This is a genomic window from Photobacterium sp. ABD4_091 (assembly GCF_056160145.1).
Genome location: NZ_JBSWWQ010000002.1, coordinates 498,090 through 512,243, shown reverse-complemented (window position 1 = coordinate 512,243; position 14,154 = coordinate 498,090). Strand labels below are relative to the sequence as shown.

The following is a 14,154-nucleotide window of genomic DNA, read 5'->3' as shown; positions in this document are numbered from 1 at the left end:
GAAGTCATGTTGCCTATGCCACCTGCTCGTAGAGGATCCCTTGGAGTAGAGCAATTGTTTCCCCACTACTAGCGGCTGGGTTCATTAATGACTCGCGAAAATCTCGGTGCATCAGTTTCCGGGCCAGTTTGGAGAAAATACTCATATGAGTCCCCTCTTCATCACGACTGGAAATAGTTAGCATGATCACAGCAGAGACAGCTTCCCCCTCCGCTTCATTCCAAATTATTGGCTTCTCGAGTTGTGCTATCGAAATACTGTTATGGCTAACAGCGTCTGACTTACAGTGTGGAACAGCGACACCAAAGCCCAAGGACGTTGCAAAAATAGCCTCCCTGTCCCAGATAGCCTGCTCTACCGCTTCGGCTTTTTCCGTCCTTCCCTGTACTTCGAGAATATCCGTCAACTGCTTGATCACACCTGCTTTATCATTGGCATCACTCCGAATAACAAGGCTTTCGGATAGAATTTCTGGTTTTTCTTGCTGTTGCCAGAAGTGTTCGATACACGCCTTCACCTGATCTGCCGTTCCTTGGGCGCAGACTTCGTCAAGCAACTTACCGCATGCATCAAAATCAACTTTAGCCAGTTCTGCTCGTAACGGGATAATACTCGGCGCCGACATGCTGATTTCATCAAACCCCATGGCTAACAGTAGTGGCAATGCCCTTTTGTCACTGGCCATCTCACCACAGATACCCAACTCAAGCCCTGCACTTTTTGCCGCTCTGGCTATGTCACGCAGGAAGGCAATAAATCCAGGATGGAAGCTGTCATAAAGAGATGAAACTTGGCGGTTACCTCGATCACACGCCATGAAGTACTGGGTGAGGTCATTACTGCCTATTGAGATGAAATCGATCAACCCTGCCACTTTTTCAATCAAGTAACGTGCTGAAGGCACTTCGACCATAATTCCTAGCCGCCACTGGCCAACTTCTGTCCCTTCGGCCTGCAATTGTGCTTGGCATTGCTGGCATAACTGACTGATCCACTCCACCTCTTCCATGCAAGAAATCATCGGGATCATGATATCGACTTGACCATAACGAGATGCCTTTAGCAAAGCTCTTAGCTGAGTCTCTACCATAGCTTGGTACTGCGGGTACATCCGAACAGCGCGATAGCCCAAGAATGGATTTTCTTCTTCAGGTAACTCCAGATAAGGCAAAGGCTTGTCTCCGCCAATATCCAAAGTACGGATAATGACTGATTTTCCTGCAGCAGCCTCGATAACTTCACGATAAACCTCGAACTGTTCATCCTCACCAGGTGCTTGTTCTTGGTCCATAAATAGCATTTCGGTTCGGAATAGCCCTATCCCTTCAGCGCCCCGTCCAAAGGCACTACCGGCTTCCATACCCATTGCGATATTGGCAAACAACGCCATACGCTTTCCGTCTTTGCTTTGGCCCTGGCTGGTCGCAAATGGTATCAATATGGACGTTTTAGCCGCCTGTTTGCGTTGCTCTAAAAGGTAGAACTGATCCACTTTTTCATTTGGCTCGCGGATCAAACAACCATAGCTAGCATCAACCACCAAAGTATCAGTACCATGTGCAAAGGCATTGACGCCCTCAACAGTGGTTAATACCGGTACACCAAAAGAGCGTGCCAGAATCACGGTATGCGATGTCTGTCCTGCTTCTGCTAGCACAACCCCCTTGAGTAGTTGCTTATCCAATGCCAAAAACTCACTTGGCGTCAGGTTATCGGCGATTACAACACTGTTTTCAGAAAGAACAATAGGCTGCTGAAGGGGTTTACCCAAAACAATACCGGCTAACCTTGCACACAAGTCATCGATATCCAACGCCCGTTCACGCATGTAATTACTCTGACTTTTCAGCAATGGTACTTTTAACTCATCGCTTGCCTTTGCAATAGCATGGATAGGATTTCCCTGAGTGCTGAACTTCACCAACGATTCACTGAACAAACTGTCACCTGCAATCTGCAAATGGGCTTTGAGGATAGTGATCTCTTCATGACTGCTTTTTGATTCAGCTTCTACGATTTCCTGTTCAAGCTGCTGGCAAAGCGTGAACAACGCTTTTGCCAGCACGCTTTCGACGTTGCTACCAGACTGTAATTGCACATCTATAGCCAATTGGTGGAGGTCGATCTTGCTGCAAACAACCGGTCGCCCTCGGCCAATACCTCGGGAAACAATGGTGCCTCGAACCAAATCCGGCTCGGCTTTCACCAGCGCCACGGGAAGGGGCTGGTTTACGTCAGCTTCGATCACTTCCAGCGGCTCATCGCAAGAGGCGAAATCCTTGTCAATGAAGGATTTAATAGCCTCACAGGCAGCTTGCTCATCAGCGCCTTCGAATACCAGAAGACAATCGTCCCCCATTACAACATCGGCACCAACCAGCGAGAGCACGCTTTTTGCGTCTGCTTGTGTGCCTTTCGTTTTATTCATGAGGGTGATCTGACAGCTATACCGCTTTGCGCGGATCTCTATTTCAGCAGCAGGCCTAGCGTGAATGCCATTAACCAACGGATTGGTAAATTCAAATGATGTAGTCATGATTGCCCCTTGGGGTATATTTTGTTCGAATTTTCGGTGTAGCAGGCCACTCACCCGATCCGTTCACCTGGATCTGTAGTGAGGGCCTAATGCTATGGTTTAGGTTTTGCCTAAAGACTTTCTTTGCTCAATCGAAGGCCAATAATGCCTTGTGCAGGGATTGTCGTATCGGTTGTTGCATCACCCATTACTCGCTCCAAGCCGTCTACCTGCCAGGCCTTCCATCCAGACGGAAGTTGGCCCAGTTTGGCCTCGCCTTTACCGGCATTCATCAAACGGATGACGATACTATTGGCATCGTCCTCGCAGACCTTGATGGCGCTAACAGCCATTTCTGGCATGCCGAGCGCCACTAGGCTGAATGCCTCCGGTGCTGTGAACACTGGCGGTGCAATCATAAAGCGTTGCACCACCCCGTTATGCAAGGTCAACGGGGAACTCAACCACTCTTTCACTTGTTGACACAATCCAGCGTCAAAAGCACTACCACTGAATGGACAAAGTATCAGTCGGAATGACAGTGGCTGGCGAAGTTGAGAGTCAGGGCTGGCATCAGGCAGCCCGGACAGACGGCCTGGCCGGTATTTCAGCTCAGGCTTACCGACATATCCCATCGCTCGGAACAAAGTAATGGCAATTGAGTCATCATATTGCTGGTATTCACGGATACCGTCAGTCATCACAGCCAAACCACCTTTAGTGGTCTCCCCTGCAACAACACTTTGCATCGGGTAAATCGGCACTGGGCATGATGTCCACTCTTGGGCCTGCCAAACAGACAATGCAGATGCATCATCCCCACGCTTAATTAAACCGATAGGCTGATCGGCCACACTTTGGGCTCGAGCAAAATCTCCATTAATATGTAGCTGTACCCGATGGTCGTTGGCCTGATTGTCCAGCTCAACCGAAATTTCCAAACCTCGGCTGCCTTTTGCCAACCCAAGGATCACGTCGATGCGCTGTGTTACCGAACATTGCTTCGCAGCGCGCTCAGTTAAATCCGCAGGTAACATCGCTTGGTAAGAAATACGAACTTCAGAGCGCAAGCAACCTTCGGATACACTGATCGCATCTTCAAGCACTTCATAGGAAATTTTCAGATCGTCATGCGGCTCAGAAAAGTCGTAGTTATCACCATCATCACCACCATCGATCAAGGTAATCACATCATCCCAATGCTGGCCGCTGTCGAGACAAGATAAACTCACCCTGCCATGCTTATCGACATCAACTTTCATGGCTTCGTTAACTATGCTGATTGATGTCTCTTCAGTTGTTTCAGGCAGGCACGCGTTAGTGGCCATGTCCCCATCAGCCAAGCGCTCTACCCTCAGGTTGCGATAGCCACAGGCAGGCAAACCTTCCAAAGACACCCAAACACGGTGGCGGTACCAGGAGCGGAACCGCTCATCGCCCAAAGTGGTTGGATCCTGGACTATGGCATTGATATCGACCAGCTCACACGAAATGAACTGTATCTCAACGATTTGCTCACCGTCGTGAATGGCCAGATTGCGAGTCGGCAGCACCAGCTCCAACTCTATTTGGGCATTGCGTGAATAAGGCAATGGGTTGAAAACCAACACATACTCACCCTCTTTGCCTTTGGTTGATGCATCTGCCAGCTGCTTGAGCGTGATCGCTTGTAAACGCTCTGCATTTTCACGTACAGCTTGAATACGGGCTTTAACCTGACGGTTGACCGAGTCAGTGTTACAACCGCCGATAGAGTCATGAGCATGACTTTGCATCAGTTGTTTCCAGTTTTTCTCCATCAAGCCGTACGGGTACTTCAAGCCCAACTCATTGGCAACCGTCAACAATGGCTCCAACTGGTTGACCAACAGGTTCTCGACATCACTGTTGAGCTTCTTGATATCGTAGCGGGTTGAATAAATCCCACGGTGGATACGGCTGTATTTGCCATAGAGCATTTCGCTCTCAACCACAGGTAAAGTGTCGTTGGTCGTTTGGGCGAAATAATCTTCAAAAGTGCACAGCTGATATTGGTAAGGCCGCGATTCATTCGCGTACTTGATAGCTTCAACCGTTTCCCTTTGCCAAGGCTTTTGATCGTGCCCTCCCATGAACAGAAAGTGCTCACGTTCACCCGGCCAAAAACGTTCAGCTATTTTCTGGTCGATACCGTCAAGGTGGGTATCCATTGGCTTCATTCCCTGGAAGGCACTGTAGCCAAACTCGAGTACCGCAGTTGTCACTTCGCTGCCATCCGGAGCCCGCCAGACAAACTCAGTATTGCTGCAAATCCCTTCCCAGATCCCCCGCCAGAACACGCATTTATCGATTTTAAAATGTTGGAGAAGCTGAGGCAGTTGCTCACTCTGGCCGAATGAATCAGGTACATATCCAACTTTCATTATTGCGCCAAAGCGCTCGGCATCACGGCAACCCCACATCAAGTTTCTGATCTGCGATTCTCCGTGGACCACACATTGATCGGTTTGAGTGTACCAAGGGCCAACCAATAACTTACCCGACTCAACCAGGGCTTTCACCCTCTCTGTATCTTCAGGTACAACACTCAAGTAATCTTCAAGCATCACCGATTGGCCATCAAGTACGAAGCAAGGCAATCCTTCATCATTTTCCAACTGTTCTAAGATTTGCTGCATGGTAAAGACCAGCAAGACTTGTGATTCTTCCGTGCTGAAATACCACTCTCGATCCCAGTGAGTATGAGGAACTATGTAGGCTTTCTTATTCATTGACATCATTCTTACCTTAAGCAGATTTCGCTACTTGCTGCTGGTTTTCAGCATCAGTGGCCTGTTTATTAAACTGTCGCTTCATCAGTACTGTGGTGCAGGCGGCAACAAAAGCCACACCGGTTGCGATAGAAATGAAATACAAGAAGAAATGGGACGAAAGGATCAGGGCGAGAATGCCTGCCGCTGGCGCTTGGACTATCGAATCAAACATAATAACCATGGCAGCTGAAATGGCACTACCTATGGTATTGATAATGATCAGCGCGGGATTAGCAAGAATAAAAGGTATCGCCCCTTCACTGATCCCAACACAAGACATCATTAATGCAGCGCGGCCATTTTCCTGAAGTTCTTTGCTGTAGTATTGCTTGGCAAAAATCGTGGACAAGCCAATACCAAATGGGGCAATCATAATAGCGATATGTGACGCGGTAACTGGCTCAAAAATTCCCTGAGCAAACAGACCCAAGCTCACTGTAATGGCTGCTTTGTTGATTGGCCCACCCAAGTCAAAACCGACCATCGCGCCCAATACAGCGGCCATCACCACCTTGTTACCACCAGACATACCAACCAACCAGTTTTCCAAACCAGTGTTAAGGGCAATCAGTGGATAACCAACAATATACTTCATAACGAAAAGGATGATGGCAGAGCCGATAAGGGGAATAATGACCATCGGTAACAAACTTCGGAACTCTTTCGGCAGTTTAATGTTAGCCAGCATCCAGCGGACTAAGTACCCCACCATCAAGCCGCCTAATAAAGCGCCTAAAAAGCCCATTTGCATATCGCGGGCTAACATACCCGCAATGAGCCCCGGGGCAATTGCAGGTTTACCAGCTAGACCAAACCCGACAAATGCAGCAATGACTGGAAATAATAAAGTCAGGCCATATAAGCCAAAGGTTTTTAGATCATTTATTAATTGGGCAGCTAAAGAGTTGCTTTCTTTTAAATCAACACCAGTTAACGTTTCAAATAAAGAACCAAATGCCAACATCATACCACCAGCGACAATTACTGGGATCATATATGATACGCCGGTCATTAATGCTTCACGTAATTTATCTATTTCTGTTTTTTCTTTTTTTAGTAGTAGGGCCATGGTAATTATCCTTAATTAGTATTAATTAAATGCATCATGGTTTCATAAACGGCATCAGGTTGTTTGATTGGGTCTGCCACTGCGCATTCCAAAATGGTAAGAGGTTCAAACCTGTCCATTCCTTCCACTGCGACTTCTGCAGCAATGATAGCGCCATCTGCCCTTGAGATATCCTCAGCCGTGATTGCATTATCGATACCCGTACTGCCTTGAGTTTCGACCTTCACTTCCCAACCGTGATCCTTACCCAAGACTTCAAGTGCTTCTGCCGCCATATAGGTATGGGCAATGCCTGTCGGACACGCTGCTACACAAACAATATACATTTTGACCTCGCTAGCAACTTATTAAGCTGCTGTTATTTAATACAAAAAAAGCAGCAATCATCTTACGACGATTGCTGCTCATTGGATGGGTGCTAACGTAATTTACGTTGCTTTTGCTAGCATGTTCACGACCAACAGATGCAGTTCCATTGTTTAAAGACATCGCTGCGTTCGCTGGTGCATAGCGGTAGAAGCACACCAAGGAACTGGCCGAAACCTGCTTAGCAAAATATAGGTATGTCAGAGACAGTAAAGAAAACAAGGTGCGCATCTGAGCGGCACAGTACTGGTGATTGCGTTTCCAACGTGCAAAAGATGCATCACACCAATACCTGACTTGTTTCCCTAGCATGTCACCAACACTAATATAAAGCTGGTTATAGTTCGACGCTATCTCATCCAGTTCCTTGTCAGAGCTGGAGACTAAGCTTTCGCTAGAACTGATACAGACACACGAATAAATAGCATTAACCAGAGTGTGTAAAACACCCCGGACAAATACTAATAGTGTCGCCGCATCAAATTTCATCAAAGTATCCCCTATAAAGATACGCAAATCATATACACTTGAAATCAGTTAAGATGTGATGAAATTCACAAATAAACATCAATTGTTTTTTCACATGACTATTAATGACATTCATCACAAATATTAAAATAAATAAAATGGAAGCTTAATTATTAATATTTCATGAAAATTACTGTTTATTTTAAAATAGAAACCCCTGAAATACAGATTAAAAAGCCGCAGTATTATTTCCCTACGGCTTTTGTATTTATCAGCATGATATGGAGTTACAACACATCTAATACCAACTTCATCCCTGATAAGAAAAGGAAAAGATAGCACAGACGGTAAACTACATCCTGGCTGACACGATGAAGTAGCCACACCCCCATGTACACCCCAACCGGAGCGAGTGGCATAAGCACCATCGCCGTCATTAAGTTCGTGGTATCAAATTCACCAAGCATGCTATAAGGGATCAGCTTAGCCAAATTGATAATGCCGAACAGCACGGCCATGGTTGCAATCAGGGTGACTTTCTCCAGTCGCAGCGGCAGTAGATAAATACTGGCCGGCCCGCCCCCTGCATGAATTGCAGTGCTGGAGAAACCACCCAAGCTGCTCCACCACCACGCACTGGCTTTGCCGGGCTTTTTATCTTGCTGGCTACCGCCTAGCACATACTGCACACAGAACAGCAGTGATAACACCCCAATCAAAAGTTTGAGCCCTGCTTCAGGGGTTACGCTAAGAAACAGCCCTGCAAGCAATACCCCTAACAAGGAGCCTGGCAGCATTTGCTTCAGTACAGAATAATCAGCACTGCGATAGTGCTGCTTGACCGCAAATGCATCCATCACACACAGGATAGGAAGCAAAATAGCAGCGGCTTGTGTTGGCGAGACTACTAAAGCCATCAGGGGAACCGCGATGATCCCTAACGCCCCGCCCAAACCGCCTTTACCAATCCCGTAAATCAATACAGCAGGTACAGCAGTGATGTAAAACCAAGGATCGGTAACTATCATCTCAACCCTTACCTGCAATGCTCAGCAAGATAACCTCGGCTTTTCGCCATATCACCCTTCACATGGTCTAGCTGGGTTACTGCACGTTCTTGCTCGACTACGATCCAACCTTGGTAGTCGATATCCTGCAATACCTTGAAGATTTTAGAGAAGTTGATACTCCCCTCGCCCAGCGGGCGGGTCAGCCCTTTACTGAACGCATTGGTCATACCGCAGCGGTCGCGCATCGCATTGTGTAATTGCTGGCCATCAACATCTTTAAAGTGCAAGTGTTCTAAGCGGTTTGCATACCGGCGGATAAACTCTTCAGGTTTCATACCATCAATAAACAGGTGGCCGATATCCAAACACAAGCCAAGACGCTCAGCTGGAATTGTGTTCAATATCGTGGCAATCTCATCAGAAAACGCCACAAAGCCGCCTGAACTTGGATGCAGCAAGGTTCGCACACCTTTAGCCGCCGCCATATCAGCAACCTCGGAGATAGTCGATATCATCGCCTGCATTTGATCCTGCTTCAGCCGTGGTGCGATAACGCCATGGCCAACATAAGCATCCCTCGCCGCATTAGCGCGATCCAGGATGATCAGCTTATCGACGCCAATGGCGCTGAGCAGATCTATCACGCGCTGCGCATTTGCCAGCACCTCACCTCTTGAATCTGGGCAACTAAAATCACCATGCAGATTACCGGCGCAAACTCGCATTCCCCTTACCCGAAGAGAGCTAGCAAGGATCGTCGGGTCTTCAGGAAAGTACCCCACAGGCCCAAGCTCAATCCCTTCATACCCTGCTTCACGTGCCTCTACCAGCACTTTCGCCCAACTCGGGTTTCCACCTTGCTCTGAATTTTCCACTCCCCACGAGCAAGGTGCACACGCTATCTTCATTGCCATAATTACATCCTCTACATGACAAACTACTAAACAAAATTCTTTTGCAAACTCGCTTGCGACTAAATGAAGCCTTTTTCAACCAAGAACTGACGGCTTTTCTTAATATCGGGCAGCGTAGTGTCTGAGTTACGTGGGTCGCGCTCTTGCTCAATCGTGATCCAGCCGTGGTAGCCGATGCTATCCAAGGCATTCGCCACTTGGTCATAATCCACCGCACCTTCACCTAGTGGACACATCACACCATCGGCACAGGCTTGCCAGAAACCAACTTGCTTCTCAATAGCTTGTTGCAAGCGCTGCTGGTTAACATCTTTGAAGTGGACATATTCCAGCCGGTCTTTGTATTCAACCAAGCTCTTGGCAGGATCCATGGTCGCGTAATAGAGGTGGCCAGTATCAAGGCACAGACCCACCTCGTCAGCAGGCAAATCGGCAAGCATATGATCAATTTCATCCCGGTATTCGATATACCCACCCGCATGTGGATGGACAACAGCCCTGATCTGATGGCGCTTTGCAATCTCGGCAATATCCCTAATGGTGTTCATCATCTGCGCCCAGCGCACATCGTCGAGTCTTGGTGCCTGCTCTGGCATACCGGCATATCGGCTTCTTATGTCGTTGACGCAATCAATCACCACCAGCTTTTCACAGCCAATCTGTTGTAACAGGCCACACAAGCGCTTGGTTTTACTGATAATGCCTTCATAATTAGCAGACTCGGATAGCGGCTCGAAAATAGTCCCCGCGCAAATTTCCAACTCTTTGACATACAGAGCCGTGTTTACCGTATCGGCATCGAGTGGCAAAAAACCGTAAGGCCCCAACTCTGTACCGGTAAAACCACCCGACCTAGCTTCTGACAAGACTGTCATCCAATTCGGGTTATGTGGATTGTCAGATGATTCAACACCCCAGCAGCAAGGTGCACATGCAATTGAATAACTCATAGTTCCACCCTCAAGTGATCCAGTAACTGAACAAAACAAATTACAGTCAGACTAATCACTCTCCAGCCGAAATGGCGTGACCAAGCGCGCATCTTATTTTTGCATTTTCGCAAATCAGATTTGAATCTATGCCTATAACACCTCCAGCCCGCTCCCAAATACACTGTTGATAACAAATCAAACTGAAACAGGAAGTTGTATGGAATCTGTATACATTGTTGCCGCCAAACGCACCCCAATAGGCAGTTTTAATGGCGCCCTCGCCCCAGTCTCTGCCCCTCAGCTAGGGGCAACTGCCATCAAGGGTGCACTTGAGCAATGTCATCTCGATCCAAGCCTGGTTGATGAAGTAATTGCCGGTAATGTCCTTAGTGCTGGGATAGGTATGGGGCCGGGCAGGCAGGCTGCCATTTTGGCCGGTATCCCTGAAACCGTGCCGGCTTATACACTCAATATGATCTGTGGCTCTGGCATGAAAACCGTGATGGATGGTGTCAGCCATATCCGAGCAGGCGAGGCCGAGGTAGTTATTGCATGTGGAATGGAGAGCATGTCACAAGCGCCTTTCATTTCTGCAAACCCACTGCGTGATGGCGTGAAAATGGGTCAGCTGACACTTGACGACTCAATAATCAAAGATGGCCTGACCGATGTGTTCAACCAATACCACATGGGGCTTACCGCAGAGAACATTGCCGAACTGCACGAACTTAGCCGTGAAGAGCAAGACCTATTTGCCCTATCAAGCCAGCAGAAAGCGACGGCAGCTATTAACGAGCATGGCTTCAGCGATGAAATCGAGCCGGTCAATGTCTCCCACCGCCGTCAGCAATATAGCGTCAGCATTGATGAATACCCAAAAGCCGATGCGACGTTTGAAAAATTACAAAGCCTCCGTACCGCCTTCAAAAAAGAAGGCACAGTCACTGCCGGTAATGCTTCTGGCATTAACGATGGTGCCTCCGCCATTATTCTTGCTTCCAAGGCTGCGGTTGAGCGCTATAACCTCACGCCTATGGCTGAGATCGTCTCTTGCGGCCAAGCAGGACTATCACCAAAAGTAATGGGTCTTGGCCCTGTACCAGCCATCGCCAACGCGCTGGATAAAGCCAAATTGACCTTGGCTGATATCGAATATTTCGAGCTCAATGAAGCCTTCGCAGCCCAGGCACTTGGGGTAATGAAAGAGCTATGCGAGAAACACGGTGTCGATAAGTCTTGGCTAGAATCTCGAACCAACTTAAATGGCGGCGCAATCGCCCTAGGTCACCCTCTTGGGGCTTCAGGCAACCGCATTCTAACCACATTGATTTACCAACTTGAACGTTCACAGCAAACCTATGGCTTAGCCTCCCTCTGCATTGGTGGTGGTATGGGTACTGCTGTGATTATCCGTCGATGCCAGGCGAACAAATAGGAGCACAAGATGAAAAAATCTATTTCAGCCAATGAGATCGCCAACCTACTCCGTGATGATATGACCATCATGATTGGTGGCTTTATGGCAAACGGCGCACCTGAAGGGCTTATTGATATCATTCTTGAGTCTGATATTAAAAATATCACATTGATCACCACAGACACTGGTACGCCTGAGTCAGGCTCTGGCCGCCTGATCAAAGCCAAGCGTATCAAAAAGCTTTTTGCCTCCCACATCGGCACCAACCCTGAAACTGGCGCGCAGATGAACAGTGGCGAACTGGATGTTGAACTCGTACCCCAAGGCACATTAGCCGAACGTATTCGGGCGGCAGGCGCGGGCCTTGGTGGTGTATTGACGCCTACCGGTCTCGGTACGCTCGTCGCGGAGTCCAAGCAGGTCATTCAAGTCGATGGCAAAGATTTCCTATTGGAAAAACCGCTGCACGCAGACCTCGCTCTGATCCGAGGCTCTGTGGTCGATACCAAAGGCAATACTGTCTACAAAGGCACTACGCAAAACTTCAATCCGCTTATGGCCACAGCTGCTGATACCGTCATTATTGAAGCGGCAAGCTTGGTCAACGCTGGTGACATTGCCCCTGAGGCAGTGCACACACCAGGGCTGTTCATTGATCATATTTACCAAGGAGCCTAACCATGACAATTCAACGAGAAAAGCATCAGATCCGACGCATGATTGCATGGCGTGTCGCTCAAGAGCTTCATGATGGCGATGTGGTCAACCTAGGCATCGGGCTACCTAGCCTTGTGGCTAATGAGACTTCATCAGATATTGAAATTCTACTGCAGGCCGAGAATGGTCTTATCGGCATCGGTGAAATGCCGGACGAAGCCAACATTGACCCAGACTTGGTAAATGCCGGTGGTCAGTCTATTACCGCGACGACAGGCGCATGTACGTTCCACAGTGCTGACTCATTTACCATCATCCGTGGTGGCCACGTTGATGCAACGGTGCTGGGTGCACTGCAAGTTGACCAGTTCGGCAATTTGGCCAACTGGATCATCCCGGGGAAAATGGTGCCGGGCATGGGCGGTGCCATGGATCTTGTGGTCGGCGCCAAAAAGGTTATCGTTGCCATGGAGCACACCGTTAAAGGGAAGCCTAAGCTACTCAAACACTGCTCGCTACCGCTTACTGCGGCCAATCAGGTTGATCTGATTGTGACAGAACTCGGCGTTATCAAAATCACCGAGCAAGGGATGATGCTGACTGAGCTGGCACCGGGTACCACCATTGATGAGATACAAGCAGCAACAGAAGCCGAGCTGATCATCTCGCCGGATCTGAAAGCGATGCCGATCCCTAACGATCTGTAATATCACCAACGGCTGTTACTTAACCATATACAACACCGAGATCATGTTCCTATGAGTCTTGGTGTTGTTTTAAAGAAGGCTAAAACAGCACGCTGATAGTTACACCGTCGCACACGCCTCTTTATTATGTGAAGGAGTACGTTTTAACCACATGTCCTGCCCTAACCGCATGGCCAGCGCAATAACGACCGAAACTAAGCACACCCACAACGCCAAGTAGTAAGTAAAATATTCACCTAGAATACCGATGGCTAAACTGGCTAGTAGCAAGCTGGTTTGAATCGCATTTGAGAACAAAGTTGTCGCTGTGCCGACTTGGTCTTTCATCATGTCTTGCAAAACAACCATTCCCAGCGTCGCTGTTGCCCCGATAAACAAACCATTAAATAACTGCAAAGCTAACATCGCTGGCTCACTATCAACGACGGCCATACCCGCGAAAAACAAACACCCAAAAAACACACCAAGGTTCAGCAGGCGGTGAGGCCCCCATTTTACCGTCAGCAACCCAATCCCCAGCATAATTGGGATTTCAAACAAGGCCGCTAACCCCATCATATTCCCCACTAAGCCGCTGCCGTAATCAAGCTCATGGGTCAAGTACAATGGAATGGTCGTGAGGTAGAGGTTGTTTGCAAGAAACATCAGTACCACTGACACCAAGAATACCCATACCGATATTTGGCGATACCAAGGTTCAATAGGCATCGTTTGCGACGCGCTTCCCTCTTCAACCAGCTCTTTTTTTGTTCCATTAGGCAAGGTAATGACTATCAATAAAGTGATAACACAGCACAACGATGCCAGCAAAAATGTTAATGTAAAACCATATTGCGCTTGAGCCATGAAAGCCATTGGCGGGCCGCATACCCAAGCGAGCGCAATCCCAGCCCGCATAGCATTAAGAAAAAGTGTTCCTTTATCGCCTAAATGTTCATCCGCGTATTCCCTTCCTAAGGCAAACACCTGCGGAAATGCTGCACTGCTAATACTGGTTATCGCCATGACTACCGCCAATGCAAGCCAGTAATCCCTATTAAAAGCAAAAATAACCGCAGTGATTACGTAGCATGAGAAAGCAATGAATATAAGTCGCTTACGGCTTGTGCCCGTATCTGAAAAATACGCTATACGCTGGGAAACAATAATTGCACTCAACACGCTGCAAACGAGATATAAACTGATTTTAAATGGTGATGCACCCAGCGCTTCAACCAGATAAAGGGTGGTGTTCGGAAATAAAAAGGCTCCCCCTAACCCAAAAAAAAAGCGGTTGCAATAAAGCTAAAGACATGTCGGTTCAATGG

Annotated in this window: 11 protein-coding genes and 1 pseudogene; 3 read left to right on the top strand and 9 right to left on the bottom strand. The window is 48.1% G+C overall.

Annotated elements, in window-relative coordinates:
- Nucleotides 1–13 precede the first annotated feature (13 nt).
- The 8 genes from ptsP to ACXAGQ_RS16480 all read right to left on the bottom strand — a co-directional run bounded on the left by ptsP (nucleotide 14) and on the right by ACXAGQ_RS16480 (nucleotide 10,084).
- Nucleotides 14–2,536, bottom strand: a complete 2,523-nt coding sequence (gene ptsP / locus ACXAGQ_RS16515; RefSeq protein WP_475255294.1) for a phosphoenolpyruvate--protein phosphotransferase — start codon at nucleotides 2,534–2,536, stop codon at nucleotides 14–16.
- Between the two features lie 110 nt (nucleotides 2,537–2,646).
- On the bottom strand, nucleotides 2,647–5,265 hold the full coding sequence (locus tag ACXAGQ_RS16510) for a glycoside hydrolase family 38 N-terminal domain-containing protein (RefSeq protein WP_475255293.1): 2,619 nt from the start codon (nucleotides 5,263–5,265) through the stop codon (nucleotides 2,647–2,649).
- A gap of 16 nt (nucleotides 5,266–5,281) precedes the next feature.
- Complete coding sequence (locus tag ACXAGQ_RS16505) at nucleotides 5,282–6,376, bottom strand: PTS fructose transporter subunit IIC (RefSeq protein WP_475255292.1); 1,095 nt, start codon at nucleotides 6,374–6,376, stop codon at nucleotides 5,282–5,284.
- Nucleotides 6,377–6,387: 11 nt separating this feature from the next.
- The gene (locus ACXAGQ_RS16500; RefSeq protein WP_475255291.1) at nucleotides 6,388–6,702 is read right to left on the bottom strand and encodes a PTS fructose transporter subunit IIB; all 315 of its coding nucleotides are present in this window, start codon (nucleotides 6,700–6,702) and stop codon (nucleotides 6,388–6,390) included.
- Between the two features lie 10 nt (nucleotides 6,703–6,712).
- Nucleotides 6,713–7,231: a hypothetical protein gene (locus ACXAGQ_RS16495; RefSeq protein ID WP_475255289.1), complete on the bottom strand. Its 519-nt coding sequence runs from the start codon at nucleotides 7,229–7,231 to the stop codon at nucleotides 6,713–6,715.
- Nucleotides 7,232–7,497: 266 nt separating this feature from the next.
- Nucleotides 7,498–8,238 (bottom strand): sulfite exporter TauE/SafE family protein, encoded by a 741-nt coding sequence (locus tag ACXAGQ_RS16490; RefSeq protein WP_475255288.1) that lies wholly within the window; start codon nucleotides 8,236–8,238, stop codon nucleotides 7,498–7,500.
- A gap of 8 nt (nucleotides 8,239–8,246) precedes the next feature.
- Nucleotides 8,247–9,134, bottom strand: coding sequence for a sugar phosphate isomerase/epimerase family protein (locus ACXAGQ_RS16485; protein WP_475255286.1), 888 nt, complete (start codon nucleotides 9,132–9,134; stop codon nucleotides 8,247–8,249).
- A gap of 59 nt (nucleotides 9,135–9,193) precedes the next feature.
- Nucleotides 9,194–10,084: a TIM barrel protein gene (locus tag ACXAGQ_RS16480; RefSeq protein ID WP_475255285.1), complete on the bottom strand. Its 891-nt coding sequence runs from the start codon at nucleotides 10,082–10,084 to the stop codon at nucleotides 9,194–9,196.
- A 199-nt stretch (nucleotides 10,085–10,283) separates the two neighbouring features.
- On the opposite strand from ACXAGQ_RS16480, the gene ACXAGQ_RS16475 reads away from it, so the two are divergent.
- Genes ACXAGQ_RS16475 through ACXAGQ_RS16465 form a run of 3 tightly spaced genes read left to right on the top strand, consistent with a single transcriptional unit; the run spans nucleotide 10,284 to nucleotide 12,847 of the window.
- Complete coding sequence (locus tag ACXAGQ_RS16475) at nucleotides 10,284–11,501, top strand: acetyl-CoA C-acetyltransferase (protein ID WP_475255283.1); 1,218 nt, start codon at nucleotides 10,284–10,286, stop codon at nucleotides 11,499–11,501.
- Between the two features lie 9 nt (nucleotides 11,502–11,510).
- Nucleotides 11,511–12,161 carry a CoA transferase subunit A gene (locus ACXAGQ_RS16470; RefSeq protein WP_475255281.1) on the top strand — a complete coding sequence of 217 codons (651 nt, stop codon included), beginning with the start codon at nucleotides 11,511–11,513 and terminating at the stop codon, nucleotides 12,159–12,161.
- Between the two features lie 2 nt (nucleotides 12,162–12,163).
- Nucleotides 12,164–12,847 carry a 3-oxoacid CoA-transferase subunit B gene (locus ACXAGQ_RS16465; RefSeq protein WP_475255280.1) on the top strand — a complete coding sequence of 228 codons (684 nt, stop codon included), beginning with the start codon at nucleotides 12,164–12,166 and terminating at the stop codon, nucleotides 12,845–12,847.
- 99 nt (nucleotides 12,848–12,946) lie between these two features.
- On the opposite strand, the pseudogene ACXAGQ_RS16460 reads toward ACXAGQ_RS16465, so the two are convergent.
- Nucleotides 12,947–14,116: pseudogene (locus ACXAGQ_RS16460) on the bottom strand (sugar efflux transporter); the annotation flags it as partial.
- Nucleotides 14,117–14,154 lie beyond the last annotated feature (38 nt).

What these genes read in the sequence shown, in the direction of transcription:
- ACXAGQ_RS16485 (WP_475255286.1), bottom strand. Translation starts at nt 9,134, where the DNA reads ATGGCAATGAAGATAGCGTGTGCACCTTGCTCGTGGGGAGTGGAAAAT.
- ACXAGQ_RS16505 (WP_475255292.1), bottom strand. Translation starts at nt 6,376, where the DNA reads ATGGCCCTACTACTAAAAAAAGAAAAAACAGAAATAGATAAATTACGT.
- ACXAGQ_RS16500 (WP_475255291.1), bottom strand. Translation starts at nt 6,702, where the DNA reads ATGTATATTGTTTGTGTAGCAGCGTGTCCGACAGGCATTGCCCATACC.
- ACXAGQ_RS16475 (WP_475255283.1), top strand. Translation starts at nt 10,284, where the DNA reads ATGGAATCTGTATACATTGTTGCCGCCAAACGCACCCCAATAGGCAGT.
- ACXAGQ_RS16470 (WP_475255281.1), top strand. Translation starts at nt 11,511, where the DNA reads ATGAAAAAATCTATTTCAGCCAATGAGATCGCCAACCTACTCCGTGAT.
- ACXAGQ_RS16480 (WP_475255285.1), bottom strand. Translation starts at nt 10,084, where the DNA reads ATGAGTTATTCAATTGCATGTGCACCTTGCTGCTGGGGTGTTGAATCA.
- ACXAGQ_RS16490 (WP_475255288.1), bottom strand. Translation starts at nt 8,238, where the DNA reads ATGATAGTTACCGATCCTTGGTTTTACATCACTGCTGTACCTGCTGTA.
- ACXAGQ_RS16465 (WP_475255280.1), top strand. Translation starts at nt 12,164, where the DNA reads ATGACAATTCAACGAGAAAAGCATCAGATCCGACGCATGATTGCATGG.
- ACXAGQ_RS16510 (WP_475255293.1), bottom strand. Translation starts at nt 5,265, where the DNA reads ATGAATAAGAAAGCCTACATAGTTCCTCATACTCACTGGGATCGAGAG.
- ptsP (WP_475255294.1), bottom strand. Translation starts at nt 2,536, where the DNA reads ATGACTACATCATTTGAATTTACCAATCCGTTGGTTAATGGCATTCAC.
- ACXAGQ_RS16495 (WP_475255289.1), bottom strand. Translation starts at nt 7,231, where the DNA reads ATGAAATTTGATGCGGCGACACTATTAGTATTTGTCCGGGGTGTTTTA.